12 protein-coding genes are annotated in these 14,617 nt (G+C 72.7%); 4 read left to right on the forward strand and 8 right to left on the reverse strand.

What is annotated here, in order from left to right:
• The first annotated feature begins 16 nt into the window (after positions 1-16).
• From focA to K330_RS0102340, 3 genes are read left to right on the forward strand one after another with little or no spacing between them, the layout of a single operon-like run.
• Positions 17-925: a formate transporter FocA gene (gene focA / locus K330_RS18610; RefSeq protein ID WP_022920247.1), complete on the forward strand. Its 909-nt coding sequence runs from the start codon at positions 17-19 to the stop codon at positions 923-925.
• 3 nt (positions 926-928) lie between these two features.
• The gene (locus K330_RS0102335) at positions 929-2,452 is read left to right on the forward strand and encodes a molybdopterin-dependent oxidoreductase (protein WP_022920248.1); all 1,524 of its coding nucleotides are present in this window, start codon (positions 929-931) and stop codon (positions 2,450-2,452) included.
• A gap of 6 nt (positions 2,453-2,458) precedes the next feature.
• A complete protein-coding gene (locus K330_RS0102340) occupies positions 2,459-2,704 on the forward strand; it encodes a hypothetical protein (RefSeq protein WP_022920249.1) in 246 nt (81 codons plus the stop codon).
• Between the two features lie 31 nt (positions 2,705-2,735).
• On the opposite strand, the gene K330_RS18615 is transcribed toward K330_RS0102340, so the two are convergent.
• From K330_RS18615 to K330_RS0102355, 3 genes are all read right to left on the reverse strand, one after another.
• A complete protein-coding gene (locus K330_RS18615) occupies positions 2,736-4,049 on the reverse strand; it encodes a DUF2786 domain-containing protein (RefSeq protein WP_022920250.1) in 1,314 nt (437 codons plus the stop codon).
• Positions 4,050-4,209: 160 nt separating this feature from the next.
• On the reverse strand, positions 4,210-5,439 hold the full coding sequence (locus K330_RS0102350) for an MFS transporter (protein ID WP_051145457.1): 1,230 nt from the start codon (positions 5,437-5,439) through the stop codon (positions 4,210-4,212).
• A gap of 134 nt (positions 5,440-5,573) precedes the next feature.
• Positions 5,574-7,793, reverse strand: coding sequence for an NADP-dependent isocitrate dehydrogenase (locus K330_RS0102355; RefSeq protein ID WP_022920252.1), 2,220 nt, complete (start codon positions 7,791-7,793; stop codon positions 5,574-5,576).
• A 167-nt stretch (positions 7,794-7,960) separates the two neighbouring features.
• Between K330_RS0102355 and K330_RS18620 the strand changes: the two genes are divergently transcribed.
• On the forward strand, positions 7,961-8,860 hold the full coding sequence (locus K330_RS18620; protein ID WP_022920253.1) for a universal stress protein: 900 nt from the start codon (positions 7,961-7,963) through the stop codon (positions 8,858-8,860).
• A 10-nt stretch (positions 8,861-8,870) separates the two neighbouring features.
• On the opposite strand, the gene K330_RS0102365 is transcribed toward K330_RS18620, so the two are convergent.
• From K330_RS0102365 to K330_RS0102385, 5 genes are all read right to left on the reverse strand, one after another.
• A complete protein-coding gene (locus tag K330_RS0102365; RefSeq protein ID WP_022920254.1) occupies positions 8,871-10,457 on the reverse strand; it encodes a cation:proton antiporter family protein in 1,587 nt (528 codons plus the stop codon).
• A gap of 59 nt (positions 10,458-10,516) precedes the next feature.
• Positions 10,517-11,227, reverse strand: coding sequence for a type 1 glutamine amidotransferase (locus K330_RS18625; protein ID WP_051145436.1), 711 nt, complete (start codon positions 11,225-11,227; stop codon positions 10,517-10,519).
• A gap of 63 nt (positions 11,228-11,290) precedes the next feature.
• Entirely contained in the window at positions 11,291-12,496 is a 1,206-nt protein-coding gene (locus K330_RS18630) for an ABC transporter ATP-binding protein (RefSeq protein WP_022920255.1), read from the reverse strand.
• Positions 12,493-13,566 (reverse strand): ABC transporter ATP-binding protein, encoded by a 1,074-nt coding sequence (locus K330_RS18635; protein ID WP_022920256.1) that lies wholly within the window; start codon positions 13,564-13,566, stop codon positions 12,493-12,495. The genes K330_RS18630 and K330_RS18635 overlap by 4 nt, the downstream gene beginning before the upstream one ends.
• 11 nt (positions 13,567-13,577) lie before the next feature.
• Positions 13,578-14,486, reverse strand: a complete 909-nt coding sequence (locus K330_RS0102385) for an ABC transporter permease (protein WP_229665774.1) — start codon at positions 14,484-14,486, stop codon at positions 13,578-13,580.
• Positions 14,487-14,617: the final 131 nt, after the last annotated feature.

Raw genomic sequence — 14,617 nt, forward strand, 5'->3', positions numbered from 1 at the left:
CGCCTGGGAGGCAGGGATGAGCGGGGACAGCTCTATCCTCACCCCGTCCCAGATGGCCAGGGCCGCGGAGGACGCCGCCTTCGGCAAGGCGACCAGCCGCCAGCTCAAGTCCTTCCTGCTCGCCCTGACCGCCGGCGGCTACATCGCCCTCGGCTTCGTCTTCTTCACCACCAGCCAGGTCGGCGCCGACCAGCTGCCGTTCGGCGTGGCCAAGGTGCTCGGGGGCCTGGTCTTCGCCACCGGCCTCGCGCTCGTCGTGCTCACCGGCGCCGAGCTGTTCACCTCCTCGACGCTGACGCTGACCGCGCGGGCCAGCGGCCGGATCACCACCTGGCAGCTGCTGCGCAACTGGGTGGTGGTCTTCGCAGGCAACTTCCTCGGGGCGCTCACCATCGTCGCGCTGGTCTTCCTGGGCAAGGTGTGGCAGCAGGCCGACGGCGGATGGGCCGCCGTCGTCCTGGAGGTGTCGCTGAAGAAGGTGCACCACGACTTCCTCACGGCCTTCGTCCTCGGCGTCCTGTGCAACCTCATGGTCTGCCTGGCGATCTGGGCCGCCTACAGCGGCCGCACCGCGGTGGACAAGGTGGTCGCGGTCACGATGCCGATCGCGCTCTTCGTCGCGAGCGGGTTCGAGCACTCGGTGGCCAACATGTTCATGATCCCGCTGGGCATCCTCATCCGCGGCTCGGCCGGCGACGAGCTGTGGGAGACCTCCGGCCTGGACCCCGCGGCGTATGCCGACCTGACCTGGTCGGGCTTCCTCCTGGACAACCTGCTGCCGGTCACGCTCGGCAACATCGTCGGCGGGGGCCTGATGATCGGGATCCTCTACTGGACGATCTTCCACTTCCTCGACCCGCACGGCACAGACCAACCGGTGACGCCCGCCCAGCGGCGGGGTCCCTCGAACACAGGAGTGAAGTAAGGCATGGACGTCGACTTTCCGTTGTGGCTGCGGGCGCAGCACCTGCTCAACTTCGTCCTGATGGGCATGCTCATCAGGTCGGGCGTGGAGATGCTCTCGTCGCTCCCGCGCCTGTGGTGGCGCAAGGACTGCGCCCCCGGCACCGAGTGGCTGCGGTTCACCCGGCGGGAGCTGCCGAAGGAGGAGGGCGTCTACACCTCGCTGATGGACGAGAAGTCGGTGCACCCGCTCCTCTCGCTCCCGGGGCGGGAGAACATCGGGCTGGGCCGCCACTGGCACGGCCTGTCGGTGATGTTCTGGGTGCTCAACGGCGTCGTCTACGTCGGCCTGCTCTTCGCCACGGGGCTGTGGCGGCGGATCGTGCCCACCTCCTGGGACGTCTTCCCCGAGGCCTGGGACTCCCTGACCACCTACCTGAGCCTGGACGTGCCCGACCTCAGCCACTTCTCGCCCTACGACTCGCTGCAGATGCTGGGTTACACCTTCGTGATCTTCGTGCTGGCGCCGTTCCAGATGCTGACGGGGATCGCGATGTCCCCGGCGATCCGGTCCCGCTTCCCGTGGTACGTCAAGATGTGGGGCGGCCACCAGGGCGCCCGTTCGCTGCACTTCATCGGCCTCGTGCTGTTCAGCGGCTTCATCGTGATGCACGTGTCGCTGGTGTTCCTGGTCCACCGCGAGCACAACGTGGTCAACATGGTGTTCGGCGGCGGCGAGGTCACCACGGCCCGGGCCGCGCAGGCCCTGGTCATCATGGTCTCGACCGTCGTCGCGGTGGTGGCCTTCTGGATCTTCCTGTCCTACTGGTCGCTGGCCGACCGGGTACGCGCCCAGAGGTTCACCGCCGGCTTCACCGAGGTCGGCCGTCGCGTCTTCCTCAACCGGCTGCGTCCGCTCGGCGCGCGGAAGCGGGCCTACACCGACGAGGACATCTCCGAGTTCCACTGGACCAACGGCCTGCCGCCCACGCAGGAGGAGTCGGCCGTGTGGGTGCAGGCCCGGGACAACGACTGGGAGGGGCTGACCGTCACGGTGCGGGACGACATCAACGACGTGGAGCGGCAGCTGACGCTGCATGACCTGCGGGCCCTGCCGCAGCACTCCTACATCGCCACCCACACGTGCATGCAGGGCTGGTCGGCGACGTCGCGCTGGACCGGGGTGCGGCTCACCGACCTCATGGGGGTGCTCGGCCCGCGTCCGGAGGGCGCGCGCTACCTGATGGCCGAGTCCTACGGGCTGGCGCAGAAGATGTACGACAACCGGCCGCGGGAGCCGTTCTACGCCTGCATCGACCTGGAGACGATGGCGGAGGAGGAGTCGATCCTGGCCTACGAGCGCAACGGCCACCCCGTGGACGTCCACCTCGGCGGTCCGGCACGTGTCCGGGTCGAGTCGAACCACGGCTACAAGCACGTCAAGTGGGTGGCCCGGGTGATGTGGATCCACGACTACGCCGACTACGGTGACGGTCGGGGCGGGACCCGGGAGGACTCGGCCCTGCAGGCGTTCAACGGAAGGATCTGATGCGGCGTGGCGAGGATCGTGTCGACGTGCTTCCTCGTGGAGGGTGTCACCGACGACCGGGACACCAAGAGGGCGCTGCAGCCCCTGTTCGACATCTTCGCCGCGCACGGCCTGGGCCAGGCCACCTTCGAGATCGTGCCGGGAGAGCCGACGCGCCTGTGGATCAAGCACAGGGACAGCGTCGTGCCCACCCGGGAGCTGATCGACGGGGCGCTGGCCCGGGCCGGTGACTACCGGGTGGTGGACGGCTAGCTGTCAGGACGGCCGGCGACCGGACCGGCCGTCAGGCCGCACCGTCGGTCAGCCGGCCGCCGGCGCCCAGGTCGGCACGGTCGGCGGCGGCTCGGCCCCGCACCCATCCGGCAGCGTCGCTCACCACCCGGCTGCGGGTGCGGACCGTGTGCGGGAAGAGCTCGTGCACCAGCCGCTCGACCTCCTCGTCGCGGCTCCGCAGGACCAGCGCCATGCGGTCCTCGCCCGCAGCCCCGGACTCCTCGGGGGTCACCCCCGCACCGGCCAGCCTCGTCCTCGCCTCGGTCTCGGCCGCGTCGCTGGCCTCCTCCAGCCGTTGCCCGACCCGGGCGGCGAACCCGCTGAGGAACGACGAGCGGAACCCCCGCGTGCGGGTGCCGTCGTCACCGCGCTCGCCCTCACGTCGCATCGCGGCGGTCGCCTGCACGAGGAGGGAGGTGTAGAGGAGCTCGACCGCCCGTCGGTCGCCGGGGTGCCCCACCACGGTGACCAGGCCCAGGGGCTGGTCCCACAGGGCGCGGCACCGGTTGGCGGCGGCGATGACGTGCAGCAGCAGGGCCTTGGGCTGCTCGTAGGGGCGGTCGACCGGAAGCCGCACGGCGCCCGGCCCGCGTGGTGCCCGCGACCGGTCGTCCTCGGCTTCCAGCATCGCCCGGTCGATGCGGTGCCGGGCCATCAGCGACTGCGCCGCCGCGGTGAAGGTGTCGGCCTCCGCCTCGTAGGGGGTGCCCTCCGCCTGGGCCAGCAGGCGCCGCACCCGGGTCAGCAGCTTGCCGTCCACCTCCGGCAGGAGGTCCTCGTCGGGGCGGGCCTCGCCAGGAGGCGGCCCGATCACCGGCAGCGACGGGAGGCGCTCGACGAACACGGTGACGGTGAGGAGGTCGCCGCACAGCGCGGACCAGGTGGTGCTCCGTCCGCGGTCCCGCCGGCCCCGGGCGTGCTGCCGCGCCTGGCTCGGCGAGGAGGCGCGGCCCAGCTCCTCCATCTGCGCCCACCACCCCGGGTCGACCGTGCTGGGCGCGTAGGCGGCCAGCTCCTGGGTGACGCCGTCGGCCAGCAGGACGGTCCCGGCCGACGACAGCTCGCGCCGGGCCACGTGCATGACGTGTCCCGGCTGCCAGCCGCGACGCCACACCCCGGACAGGGCGGCACGCAGCTCGTCGCGGAGGCCGGCGGCCACCGCTGCTCGCACGGCGGCGTCCTGGACCGCCCCCAGCTGCTGGGCCACCGCGGCCGTGGCCGGCACTCCGCGCCGCACCCCGTGCAGCAGGGCCTGCACCGTGTCCGTCACCCGCGCCCGGGCCGTGCCCCGGCCTCCGTCCGTCTCGCTCTCGGTCTCGTGCATGGTCCCCTCCGTCGTGGTCCGCGTCCCGGTCGTGGGGCTGCGCCCGTGGGGCGTCACCCCGGCCGGTCGCTGCAGCGTGGCACGCCGGCGGCGCCCAGGCGCCCGTCGTCCACAGCGGGGGCGGAGGACCACCAGCGAGCGGGCGGGATGTGGACTTGCGTCAGCGCGCGCCGAGTTCGTCGTCGACGTAGACGTGCCGGGAGACGCGGAGCCCGGCCAGGGTCATGGCAAGTCCGCTGGTCATGAGCAGGACGAGGACGAGCGTCCACCCCTGGGTCACCTCGTGCACGAAGCCCACCGCGAAGGGGCCAACGGCGGCGAGGACGTAGCCGACCGGCTGCACGAAGCCCGACAGCCGCGCGGTGACGCGCGGGTCACGCGAGCGTGCCGTGATCAGCGCGATGGCGGTGGGAAAGGCCCATCCGGACAGGCCCAGGAGGACGGCCCACGCCCACGGCAGCTGACCGGCGGCCAGGAGGAGGCCGGTGTAGCCGGCCACCAGCAGCGTGCCGAAGGCCACCATCCACGGGGCAAGGGTGCGCGACCGGGCGATCACCGTGGGCATCACCAGGCCGCCGAAGATGCCCAGGAAGGCGATGAGGCCACCCAGGAAGCCGGCATACCCGGCCGACAGACCGGCGTCCCGGTAGATCTGCGGCAGCCAGCCGAACTGCACGTAGGCGTTCATGGCCTGCAGCCCGAAGAGGAGGGTGAGGGCCACGGCGGTGGGGGAGCGGTGCAGCCCGCCGGTGGCCGTCACCGGTCCGGTACGCCGGTCGGCCGGGTCGTTGTGCTCCCGCCACGCGATCACCGCCCAGGGCAGCAGTGCCGCGAGCGCGAGCAGACCCCATACCCCCAGGCCGCCCCGCCAGCCCACCCCCGGGACCTGGCTGACCGGTGCCACCACGGCGGCGGCGACCGCCCCACCCAGGGTCAGCCCCGAGCTGTAGAACGTCATGAGACGGACCCCGCCGTCAGAGGCGTGCCGCTTGATCCACGCCGGCACCAGCACGTTGCCGACGGCCATGCCGCCGAGGGCGAGGGCGGTCAGCAGGAGGAACAGCACCACGGACCCTGTGGCGGCACGGGCGACGAGGCCTACCACCACGGCGAGGACCCCCAGGGCGATCCCGACGGACATGCCGACGCGGTGCGCCAGCGTGACGGCCAGCGCACCGACCGCTCCGAAGCACAGCCCCGGCAGCGCGGTCATCAGCCCGGCGACGGCCGGGGCCATCCCCAGGCCGCCGCTCAGCTCCTGCAGCACCGGCCCCACCGAGGAGGCTCCGGGCCGCAGGTTGAGCGAGATGAGCACGACGGCCGCCAGCGCGAGGCCCACCCCTACCCCGCGGTGGGGGGAACCGGCGTGCGCCGGCGGCTGGGTGCTCACCACAGGAGTCCTATCACCCGAGACCTCGCGCTCCTGCGACCGGGTCGGTCCGGCGCTCGTCGCGGCCGCCACGGCGACCGCCCCCGTCCGGACCTCGGACGGGGGCGGTGCCTCGGGTGGCGGCGGGTGAGCGGTCAGCCGCGCAGCGCGTCGACCACGGCGTTGAAGGTGGCCGAGGGCCGCATCGCAGCGAAGGCCAGCTGGTCGTCGGGGTGGAAGTAGCCCCCCAGGTCGACGGGGGAGCCCTGCACCTCCAGCAGCTCGGCGGTGATCTGCTGCTCCTTGTCGGTCAGCTCCTGTGCCACCGGGGCGAACCGCTCGGCCAGCTCGATGTCGTCGGTCTGCTCCGCGAGCGCCTGGGCCCAGTACATCGCCAGGTAGAAGTGACTGCCGCGGTTGTCGATCTGGCCGAGCCGACGGGCGGGGGAACGGTCCTCGGTCAGCACGCGCTCGGTGGCCCGGTCGAGAGCGTCCCCCAGCACGCGAGCCTTGGCGTTGCCGTCCCGCTCGGCCAGGTGCCGCAGCGACTCGGCGAGCGCCAGGAACTCGCCCAGGCTGTCCCAGCGCAGGTAGTTCTCCGACTGCAGCTGCTGCACGTGCTTGGGGGCCGAGCCACCGGCGCCGGTCTCGAAGAGGCCGCCGCCGTTCATCAGCGGGACCACCGACAGCATCTTGGCACTCGTACCGACCTCGAGGATCGGGAAGAGGTCGGTGTTGTAGTCGCGCAGCACGTTGCCCGTGACCGAGATGGTGTTCTTGCCCTCGCGGATCCGCCCGACCGAGAACCGGGTCGCCTCCACGGGCGACATGATGCGGATGTCCAGTCCTTCGGTGTCGTGGTCGCCGAGGTACTCCTGCACCTTGGCGATGAGGTTGGCGTCGTGGGCCCGGGCCTCGTCGAGCCAGAAGACGGCGGGGTCGCCGGTCGCCCGGGCGCGCGCGACGGCGAGCTTGACCCAGTCGCGGACCGGCTCGTCCTTGGTCTGGCACGCGCGCCAGATGTCACCGGCGGCGACCCGGTGCTCAAGGAGCACCGTCCCGGCGGAGTCGACGACCTGGACGGTGCCGTCCGCCGCGATCTCGAAGGTCTTGTCGTGCGAGCCGTACTCCTCGGCCTTCTTGGCCATCAGCCCCACGTTGGGGACCGAGCCCATCGTGGTCGGGTCGTAGGCGCCGTGCGCCTTGCAGTCCTCGACCACCGCCTGGTAGACCCCGGCGTAGGAGGAGTCGGGGATCACCGCGACCGTGTCGTCCTCCTCTCCCGTGGGGCCCCACAGCTTGCCGCCGTTGCGGATCATCGCGGGCATGGAGGCGTCGACGATGACGTCGCTGGGCACGTGCAGGTTGGTGATGCCCTTGTCGGAGTTGACCATGGACAGCCGGGGCAGCTCGCGCAGCCGGCCCTCGATCGCCGAGCGCACCTCGGCCGCCTTCTCGCCGAGGGCGTCCAGGCCGGCGAGGATGCCGCCCAGCCCGTCGTTGGCGGACAGCCCCGCCGCCTCGAGGTCGGCGCCGTAGCGCTCGAAGACGTCGGCGAAGAAGACCTCGACCGCGTGGCCGAAGATGATCGGGTCGGACACCTTCATCATCGTGGCCTTGAGGTGCAGGCTGAGCAGGACGTCGTCGTCGGCCGCCTCGCGCACCTGCTCGGCCAGGAACGAGCGCAGGGCCGCGACGTCCATGAAGGTGCCGTCGACGACCTCGCCGGCCAGCACCGGCACGGCCTCCTTCAGGACGGTCCGGGTGCCGTCCTCAGCCAGGTGCACGATCGTCAGGGTGTCGTCGGCCTCCACCACCACGGACTTCTCGTTGCTGGCGAAGTCGCGCTCACCCATCGTCGCCACGCGGGTGCGGCTGTCGGCCGACCAGGCGCCCATCGAGTGGGGGCGGGACCGGGCGTAGTTCTTGACGGCGTCGGGGGCACGACGGTCGGAGTTGCCCTCGCGCAGCACCGGGTTGACGGCCGAGCCCTTGACCTTGTCGTACCGGGCGCGGGCCTCCCGCTCCTCGTCGGTGGAGGGGGACTCCGGGTAGTCCGGCACGTCATACCCCTGGCCCTGCAGCTCGGCGATGGCGGCGCGCAGCTGCGGCACGGAGGCCGAGATGTTGGGCAGCTTGATGATGTTGGCCTCGGGGGTCGTCGCGAGCCGGCCCAGCTCGGCGAGCGCGTCGGGCTGACGCTGCTCCTCGGTCAGGCGCTCCGGGAACAGCGCCAGGATGCGGCCGGCGAGCGAGATGTCCCGGGTCTCGACGTCGATGCCGGCGGCCCCGGCGAAGGCCTCCACGATCGGCTTGAGCGAGTAGGTCGCCAGCAGGGGAGCCTCGTCGGTGCGCGTGTAGATGATCGTGGACATGCCAGGGTCTCCTGCGGTCGAGGGCGGTGGGACGGTGTGCATCCTGCAGGTTACTAAACGCCGGTGCCCCCGGCCTCCGACGCCCTGACCGTCGACCCGTGCGGGGCCACCCGTTCGGTAGGATGGCTGCGACGGTTCGTAGTACACCTGGCGCGGAGGCGGTGGCGATGTCGGAGCTGGACGGTCGGGCGGTCGTGGTGGGTGCCGACGGGGGAGGGACGGACGGCCCGGCGCTGCGGTGGGCAGCGCTGCACGCGAGCCGGACCGGCCTGCCCCTGCTGGCGGTGCACGCCAGCGAGCCCGAGGCGCTGGCCGCCCGGGCCGCCGGGGCCGGCGCACCGGACATCACCGTGCTGCTGGAGGCGGAGGACGTGCGTGCCGGGTCGGTGCGGGCCACGGTCGCCGAGCTCGCCGCGACGTTCGGGATCGAGGCATCGGTCAGCATCGAGCGTGGCTCGCCTGTGCGTGCGCTGCTGGAGCACCAGGACCGGGCCGCGCTGATCGTCCTGGGCACCGGCCGCAAGGGAGCGCTGGAGGAGTTCGTGCTCGGCACCACCTCCATCGGCGTGGCCGCGCACGCGACGGTCCCGGTCGTGATCCTCAACCCCGAGGTCGACGTGGACGGGCTCACGCGCGGCCGCATCGCCGTGGCGGTCGACGGCAGCCCGGACAGCGAGGCGGCCGCCCGCGCGGCCGTGGCCTACGCGGCCCGCACCGGGTGCGCCCTGACGGCGGTGACGGCGTGGTACCTCGAGGTCGTCGACGGTTACGTCGTCACCGAGCCCGACAGCCCGGAGTGGCGCCAGATCGAGCAGGCGCGGGAGGCGATGCTGCGCGACGTGCTGCGTCCCGCGCTCGCCGAGCACCCCGGGGTGCAGGTTGAGCTGGACGTGCGTCGCGGACCGATCGTCGGCACGCTGCGCGAGGTGGCCCGCGAGGTCGACCTGGTCGTGGTGGGCAGCCGCGGGCGGGGCAGCTTCGCCGGGCGCCTGCTGGGCTCGGTGAGCCAGCGGGTCATGCGCGCGGCCCGGTGCCCGGTGATGGTCGTGACGTCGCCCAGGAGATGAGGCGGTTGCCTCACTCCCGGTCGGCCAGCGCCTCCGCGGCGCGCTCGGCGAGGGTGGCGCCGGCGCCCTCGAAGATGTGCACGACCACGTCGGCGCCGAGCTCCTCGTAGTCGCGGACCTCGGTGTCGTAGCGAGCCACGACCGCGACCACACCGCTGAAGCTGCCGGCGGCCAGCTGCTCCAGGGCCAGACGGCTCGCGCCGTGGAACGGCATCGCGAGCACCACGACGTCGACCTGACGCGTGGACTCGAGCCGCGACCAGAAGTCACGGTCGGCCGCGTCGGCCTCGACGATGGTGAAGCCCTCCGCCCGCAGGTCGTGCACCCGGTGGGAGTCGTTCTCCACCCCCAGCACCTCCAGGCCGTAGGCACCCGACAGCTCGCGGTAGGCGGACCGCCCGACCCGCCCCATGCCCATCACGACCGCACGCGCGCTGCCGAAGGAGATCGGCCGCTCGTGCGGGTGCACCTGGGTGGGCGGATGACCCCGCATGACCCCTCGCGCCAGCCGCAGGACGCTGTCCGAGCGCGCGTTGAGCAGGGCCGCCAGGACGAAGCTGCCGGCGACCGCGACGGACATCACCACGAGCCACGGCTCCTCCAGCATCCCTGCGGACACGGCGACCGCGACGACGATGAGCCCGAACTCCGAGTAGTTGCCGAGCAGGAGAGAGGCCTTGACCGAGGTGCGCCGGCGCAGCCGGTGGCGGTCCAGCAACCACACGTAGAGGAGGATCTGCACCGGCAGCAGGAGGAGCAGGGTCAGCCCCAGGCCCACCGTCTGCGTGGTCGCGGGCCCGCCGAAACCGATCGAGATGAAGAAGCCCACCAGCAGCAGGTCCTTGAGCATGAACAGGCTGTGCGAGAGCTCGCTGGCGGCGCGGTCGCCGGCCAGCAGCATGCCGGCGACGAGCGCCCCCAGGTCGCCCTGCAGACCCACCGCGTCGAAGGCGGCATATCCGGGCCCCAGCGCCACGGCGAGGCCGAAGAGCGCCTGCAGCTCTCCCGGGGGGATGTGGTCCCACACGCGACGGGCCACCCATCCGAACGGCACGAGGCCGAGCACGAGCGGCACGGCCCAGATGCTGGGCAGCTCCCCCTGGGTGGTGGTCATGAACACGACCGCCGCCAGGTCCTGCATCACCAGGATGCCGATGGCGACGCGCCCGTAGAACGACTGGAGCTCGGCCTTGTCCTCCAGCACCTTGACGACGAAGACCGTCGAGGAGAACGCCAGAGCGAAGGCGATCAGCATCAGGGTGTCGACGCCCACCCCGGCCAGCAGGGGGTAGCCGGCGAGGGCGAGCACCCAGAGGAAGCCGGTGCCGGCGGCCACCGAGAGCGCCAGGTGGGCCCCGGTGGTCACCCAGACCTCGCGCGAGAGCAGGCTGCGGACGTCGAGCTTGAGCCCGATACCGAACAGCAGGAGCGCGACGCCCAGGTGCGCGAGGAAGTCGAGGTAGGGCAGCTCCGTCACTCCGAGCGCATCCAGGACGAAGCCCGCACAGAGGAAGCCCAGCAGCGCCGGCAACCGCAGCACGGACATCAGCAGTCCGGCCGCGAAGGTCGCCGCAAGGAAGAAGGCGACGTCGCTCATGGCCACCTCCCTCGCGCCGGACGATGCCCAGGGTGCGGCGATTGTCGCACCCGGCGGGCCTACGCGACCAGAGCGATGCGCGCGAACCGCCGGATCAGTGCCTCCCAGGCCCGGTGCAGCTCCTGCCTCCGGCTGCGCAGCGCGGCGAGGGTCTCCTGCTCGACCGCCGGTTCGTCACCACGAGCCCAGCGGGAGACGATCCCCGCGTCCACCTCAGGATGGAACTGCACGCCCCAGGCGCTCGGGCCGAACCGCGCCGCCTGCACGGTCCCGTCGGGGGCGCTGGCCAGGCGGACCGCCCCGGCGGGCAGCTCGACGGCGACGTCGTTGTTCCAGTGCAGCACGGGGGACCCGGGCGGCAGGGCCGACGTGAGCGGGTCCTGGCGCCCGTCCTCGGTGGCGCCGAAGGGGACCAGCGCCCGTGCCCGGCCGTGCGGGTTGGGCGTCACCGTGCCGCCGAGGGCGACCGCGGCCAGCTGGTGGCCGAGGCACACCCCCAGGAACGGCCGGCCCGAGGCCACCGTGCCGGCGACGAGCGCCCGGGTCGGGAGCAGCCACCGGTGCTCGGTGTCGTCCTCGGCGCCCATCCGGCCGCCCAGCACGACCAGTCCCGCGTGGTCGACCAGCTCGGCGGGCATTGCCCGGCCGCGGTGGGCCTCCAGCACGTCGCAGTCGATCCCGGCCGAGCCCAGCCACGGCTCGATGAGGCCGGGCGGGCAGTCGTCCTCGTGCTGGACGACGAGCAGCCGGGGGCTCGCGCTGCGACTCATGCGCGCAGGCTACCGGCGGGCCGCGGTGCCGCGGGAGGACGCGCCCGGGGCGTGGGTGCGGTCTCAGCCCCCGTCGGTCGTCGGGTATGCGGTGTCCTTGGCGCCGAGCGCGGAGTCGTCGTCGTGGGTGGTCAGGGTCGGGTCCGTGACGCCGCTGACCGTCACGGCGTGGGGCTGGAGCTCGCCGGAGGCGATCTGCTCGGCCCAGTGGCAGGCCACCCGGTGGCTGCCCGCGACACCGTCGATCTCGACCGTCCGCAGCGCGGGCCGCTCGGTGTCGCACCGCGTCTCCTGCCGCCAGGGGCAGCGCGTGTGGAAGCGGCAGCCCGACGGCGGGTTGGCGGGGGAGGGCAGGTCCCCGACGAGGAGGATCTGCTCACGCGTGTCCTCGACGGTCGGGTCGGGCACCGGCACGGCCGACAGCAGCGCCCGGGTGTAGGGGTGCAGCGGTGCCTCGTACAGGTCGTCGGCGTCGGCCTCCTCGACGAGCGCACCGAGGTACATGACGCCCACGCGGTCGCTGATGTGGCGCACGACCGCCAGGTCGTGGGCGATGAGCAGGTAGGTGAGACCGAGCTCGGCCTGCAGGTCGGCGAGCAGGTTGATGACCTGGGCCTGGACCGACACGTCGAGCGCGCTGACCGGCTCGTCCGCGACGATCAGCTGCGGGTCGACCGACAGCGCGCGGGCGATGCCGACGCGCTGGCGCTGGCCGCCGGAGAACTCGTGGGGGTACTTCGACAGGGCGGTGCGGGGCAGGCCGACCTCCCGGAGCAGGTCGGTCAGCCGCTCGTGGGCGTCCCGGTCCTTGGTCATCCCGTGCGCGCGCATGCCCTCCAGGAGCAGCTGCTCGACGGTCTGCCGCGGGTCGAGGCTGCCCAGCGGGTCCTGGAAGACCATCTGCATGTGCCGGCGCTGGCGGCGCAGCTCCTCGCCCTTCAGGGAGGCGAGGTCGGTGCCGTCGAAGAGCACCTGGCCCTCGGTGAGGTCCTCCAGCCGCAGGATGGCCCGGCCGAAGGTCGACTTGCCGCAGCCGGACTCGCCGACCAGCCCGTAGGTCTCGCCACGGCGGATCTGCAGGTCCATGCCGTCGACGGCGTAGACGTGCCCGACCGTGCGGTCGAAGACCAGCCCCTTCTTGATGGGGAAGTGGACCTTGAGACCGCGCACGTCGAGCAGCACGTCGTGCTCGGCGGTGGCCGTGCCGGCTCCCGTCTCACCGGGGCCCGCCGCGGGACCGCTGCCGGGGGTGGGGTCGGGCGTGCTCATCGGGCGTCCTCCTCGACGGTGGGCGTGTCGTCCACCGGGTTGGCCGTCAGCGGGTTGTGGCACCGCAGCAGGCGGTCGTCGCCGACGGCATCCCGGTCCGGGACGAGCGTGGGGGTCTGCTGGCGGCACACGTCGACCGCGTTGGCGCAGCGCGGCGCGAAGGCGCACCCCTGCTCCCACGGGATGTTGTCCGACACCGAGCCCGGCACGGGCGTGAGCCGTCGGCCCCGCTCCTCGTGCAGCCGCGGGATGGAGGCCAGCAGGCCGCCGGTGTAGGGGTGGCGCGGGGTGGCGAACAGGTCGTGCCGCTGCGCGCGCTCGACGATCCGCCCGGCGTAGAGGACGTTGACCTCGTCGCACAGGCCCGCGACGACGCCCAGGTCGTGGGTGATCATGATCAGGGCCGTGCCGGACTCGCTGACCAGCTCCTTGAGCAGGGCCAGGATCTGGGCCTGGATGGTCACGTCCAGCGCCGTCGTGGGCTCGTCGGCGATGAGCAGGCGGGGCTCGCAGGCGAGCGCCATCGCGATGAGGGCTCGCTGCCGCATGCCGCCGGAGAGCTGGTGCGGGTACTCCTTGAGGCGCCGGTCGGGGTCGGGGATCCCGACCTTCTTCAGCATGGCCGCCGCCTCCTGCTGGGCGTCGGAGCGGTTGCGGCCCTTGTGGCGCTCGATCACCTCGGCCACCTGCACACCGAGCGGCACGACCGGGTTGAGGGAGGACAGCGGGTCCTGGAAGATCATCGCGACGTCGCGGCCACGGCGGTCGCGCAGCTGGTCGGCGGGCATGGACAGCAGGTCCTCACCGGCGAAGGTGACGCGCCCGCCCACGGTGTTGCCGCGGCCGGGCAGCAGACCCATGATCGCCAGCGACGTGACGGACTTGCCGCAGCCGGACTCGCCGACGAGGCCGACCGTCTGGCCGGGGTAGACGTCGAAGTCGACCCCGTCGACGGCGCGGAAGGCCTTGCGGCCCCGGCCGAAGGTGACCGTGAGGTCGCGCACGGACAGGAGCGCCTCGCCGGCGCCGTCGGCGGCGGGTCGTGGGCTGGTGATGGGCTGGGCGGTCATGGGCAGCCTCCTCAGCGGCGGGACTTGGGGTCGAGGGCCTCGCGGAGGGACTCGCCCATGAGCGTGAAGCCCAGGGCGACCACGATGATGCACAGGGCCGGGTAGACGGCGACCTCGGGGTGGGTGTTGAAGTACTGCTGGGCCCGCCCGAGCATCTGGCCCCACTCGGGCTGGGTGTCGTCGGGGTTGCCCAGGCCGAGGAAGGAGAGCGCGGCGGCGTCGATGATCGCCACGGCCAGGACCAGGGTCCCCTGGACGATCACCGGTCCCACGGAGTTGGGCAGCATGTGCCGGAAGACGATCGCGGGCGCCCGGACACCCAGCGCCTGTGCGGCCAGCACGTGGTCGCTGTGGCGCTGGGCCATCATCGAGCCGCGCAGCAGGCGCGCGAAGATCGGGATCTGGATGATGGCGATGGCCAGGATGACCGTCCACTGGCTCGGCCGGGCGAACATCGCGGCGAGAGAGAACGCCATGAGCAGCGAGGGGATCGAGAGCATCACGTCGACGATGCGCATGACGACCCCGTCCATCCAGCCACCGATGCCGCCGGCGAGGGTGCCGAGGATGAGGCCGCCGGTCAGGCCGCCCAGGGTGGCGAGCACCCCGACGATCAGGGTCTGTCGGGCGCCGACCATGAGCCGGGAGAGCATGTCGCGGCCGGCGTCGTCGGCGCCGAGAGGGTGACCGGGCTGGGGGCCGGGTATGGGGTTGCTCGTGGTGCGCTGGTCGATGAGCAGGCGCGCGGCGGGGTCGTGGGGGGCGATCCACGGGGCGATGACGGCCAGGACCACGAAGGCGGCGATGATGACGGCGCCGACGAGGAACACGGGGTCGCGCCGCAGTCGGCGCCAGGCGCTCTGCCACAGGCTCACGCCCTCCTCCTCGGAGAGGGTGCCGGCCTCGGCCAGGCGGTCGATGCGCTCCTTCTTGCGGGCACCCGGGCGGCCGGCCAGCCCGGGGCGCCGCGGCTCGGCCGGGCCGGTGCCGGAGCCCGTGCCTGTGCTGCCGGGGCTGGTGCCGGTGTCGGGGAGGTGGTCGGTCACGGCGC

Source organism: Ornithinimicrobium pekingense DSM 21552 (assembly GCF_000421185.1).
In the GTDB taxonomy this organism is placed as follows: domain Bacteria; phylum Actinomycetota; class Actinomycetes; order Actinomycetales; family Dermatophilaceae; genus Ornithinicoccus; species Ornithinicoccus pekingensis.

Coding starts and splice junctions, on each gene's coding strand:
- K330_RS0102335 (WP_022920248.1), top strand. CDS start 929: ATGGACGTCGACTTTCCGTTGTGGCTGCGGGCGCAGCACCTGCTCAAC.
- K330_RS0102365 (WP_022920254.1), bottom strand. CDS start 10,457: ATGAGCGACGTCGCCTTCTTCCTTGCGGCGACCTTCGCGGCCGGACTG.
- K330_RS18615 (WP_022920250.1), bottom strand. CDS start 4,049: ATGCACGAGACCGAGAGCGAGACGGACGGAGGCCGGGGCACGGCCCGG.
- K330_RS18620 (WP_022920253.1), top strand. CDS start 7,961: ATGTCGGAGCTGGACGGTCGGGCGGTCGTGGTGGGTGCCGACGGGGGA.
- K330_RS18635 (WP_022920256.1), bottom strand. CDS start 13,566: ATGACCGCCCAGCCCATCACCAGCCCACGACCCGCCGCCGACGGCGCC.
- K330_RS18630 (WP_022920255.1), bottom strand. CDS start 12,496: ATGAGCACGCCCGACCCCACCCCCGGCAGCGGTCCCGCGGCGGGCCCC.
- K330_RS0102355 (WP_022920252.1), bottom strand. CDS start 7,793: ATGTCCACGATCATCTACACGCGCACCGACGAGGCTCCCCTGCTGGCG.
- K330_RS18625 (WP_051145436.1), bottom strand. CDS start 11,227: ATGAGTCGCAGCGCGAGCCCCCGGCTGCTCGTCGTCCAGCACGAGGAC.
- focA (WP_022920247.1), top strand. CDS start 17: ATGAGCGGGGACAGCTCTATCCTCACCCCGTCCCAGATGGCCAGGGCC.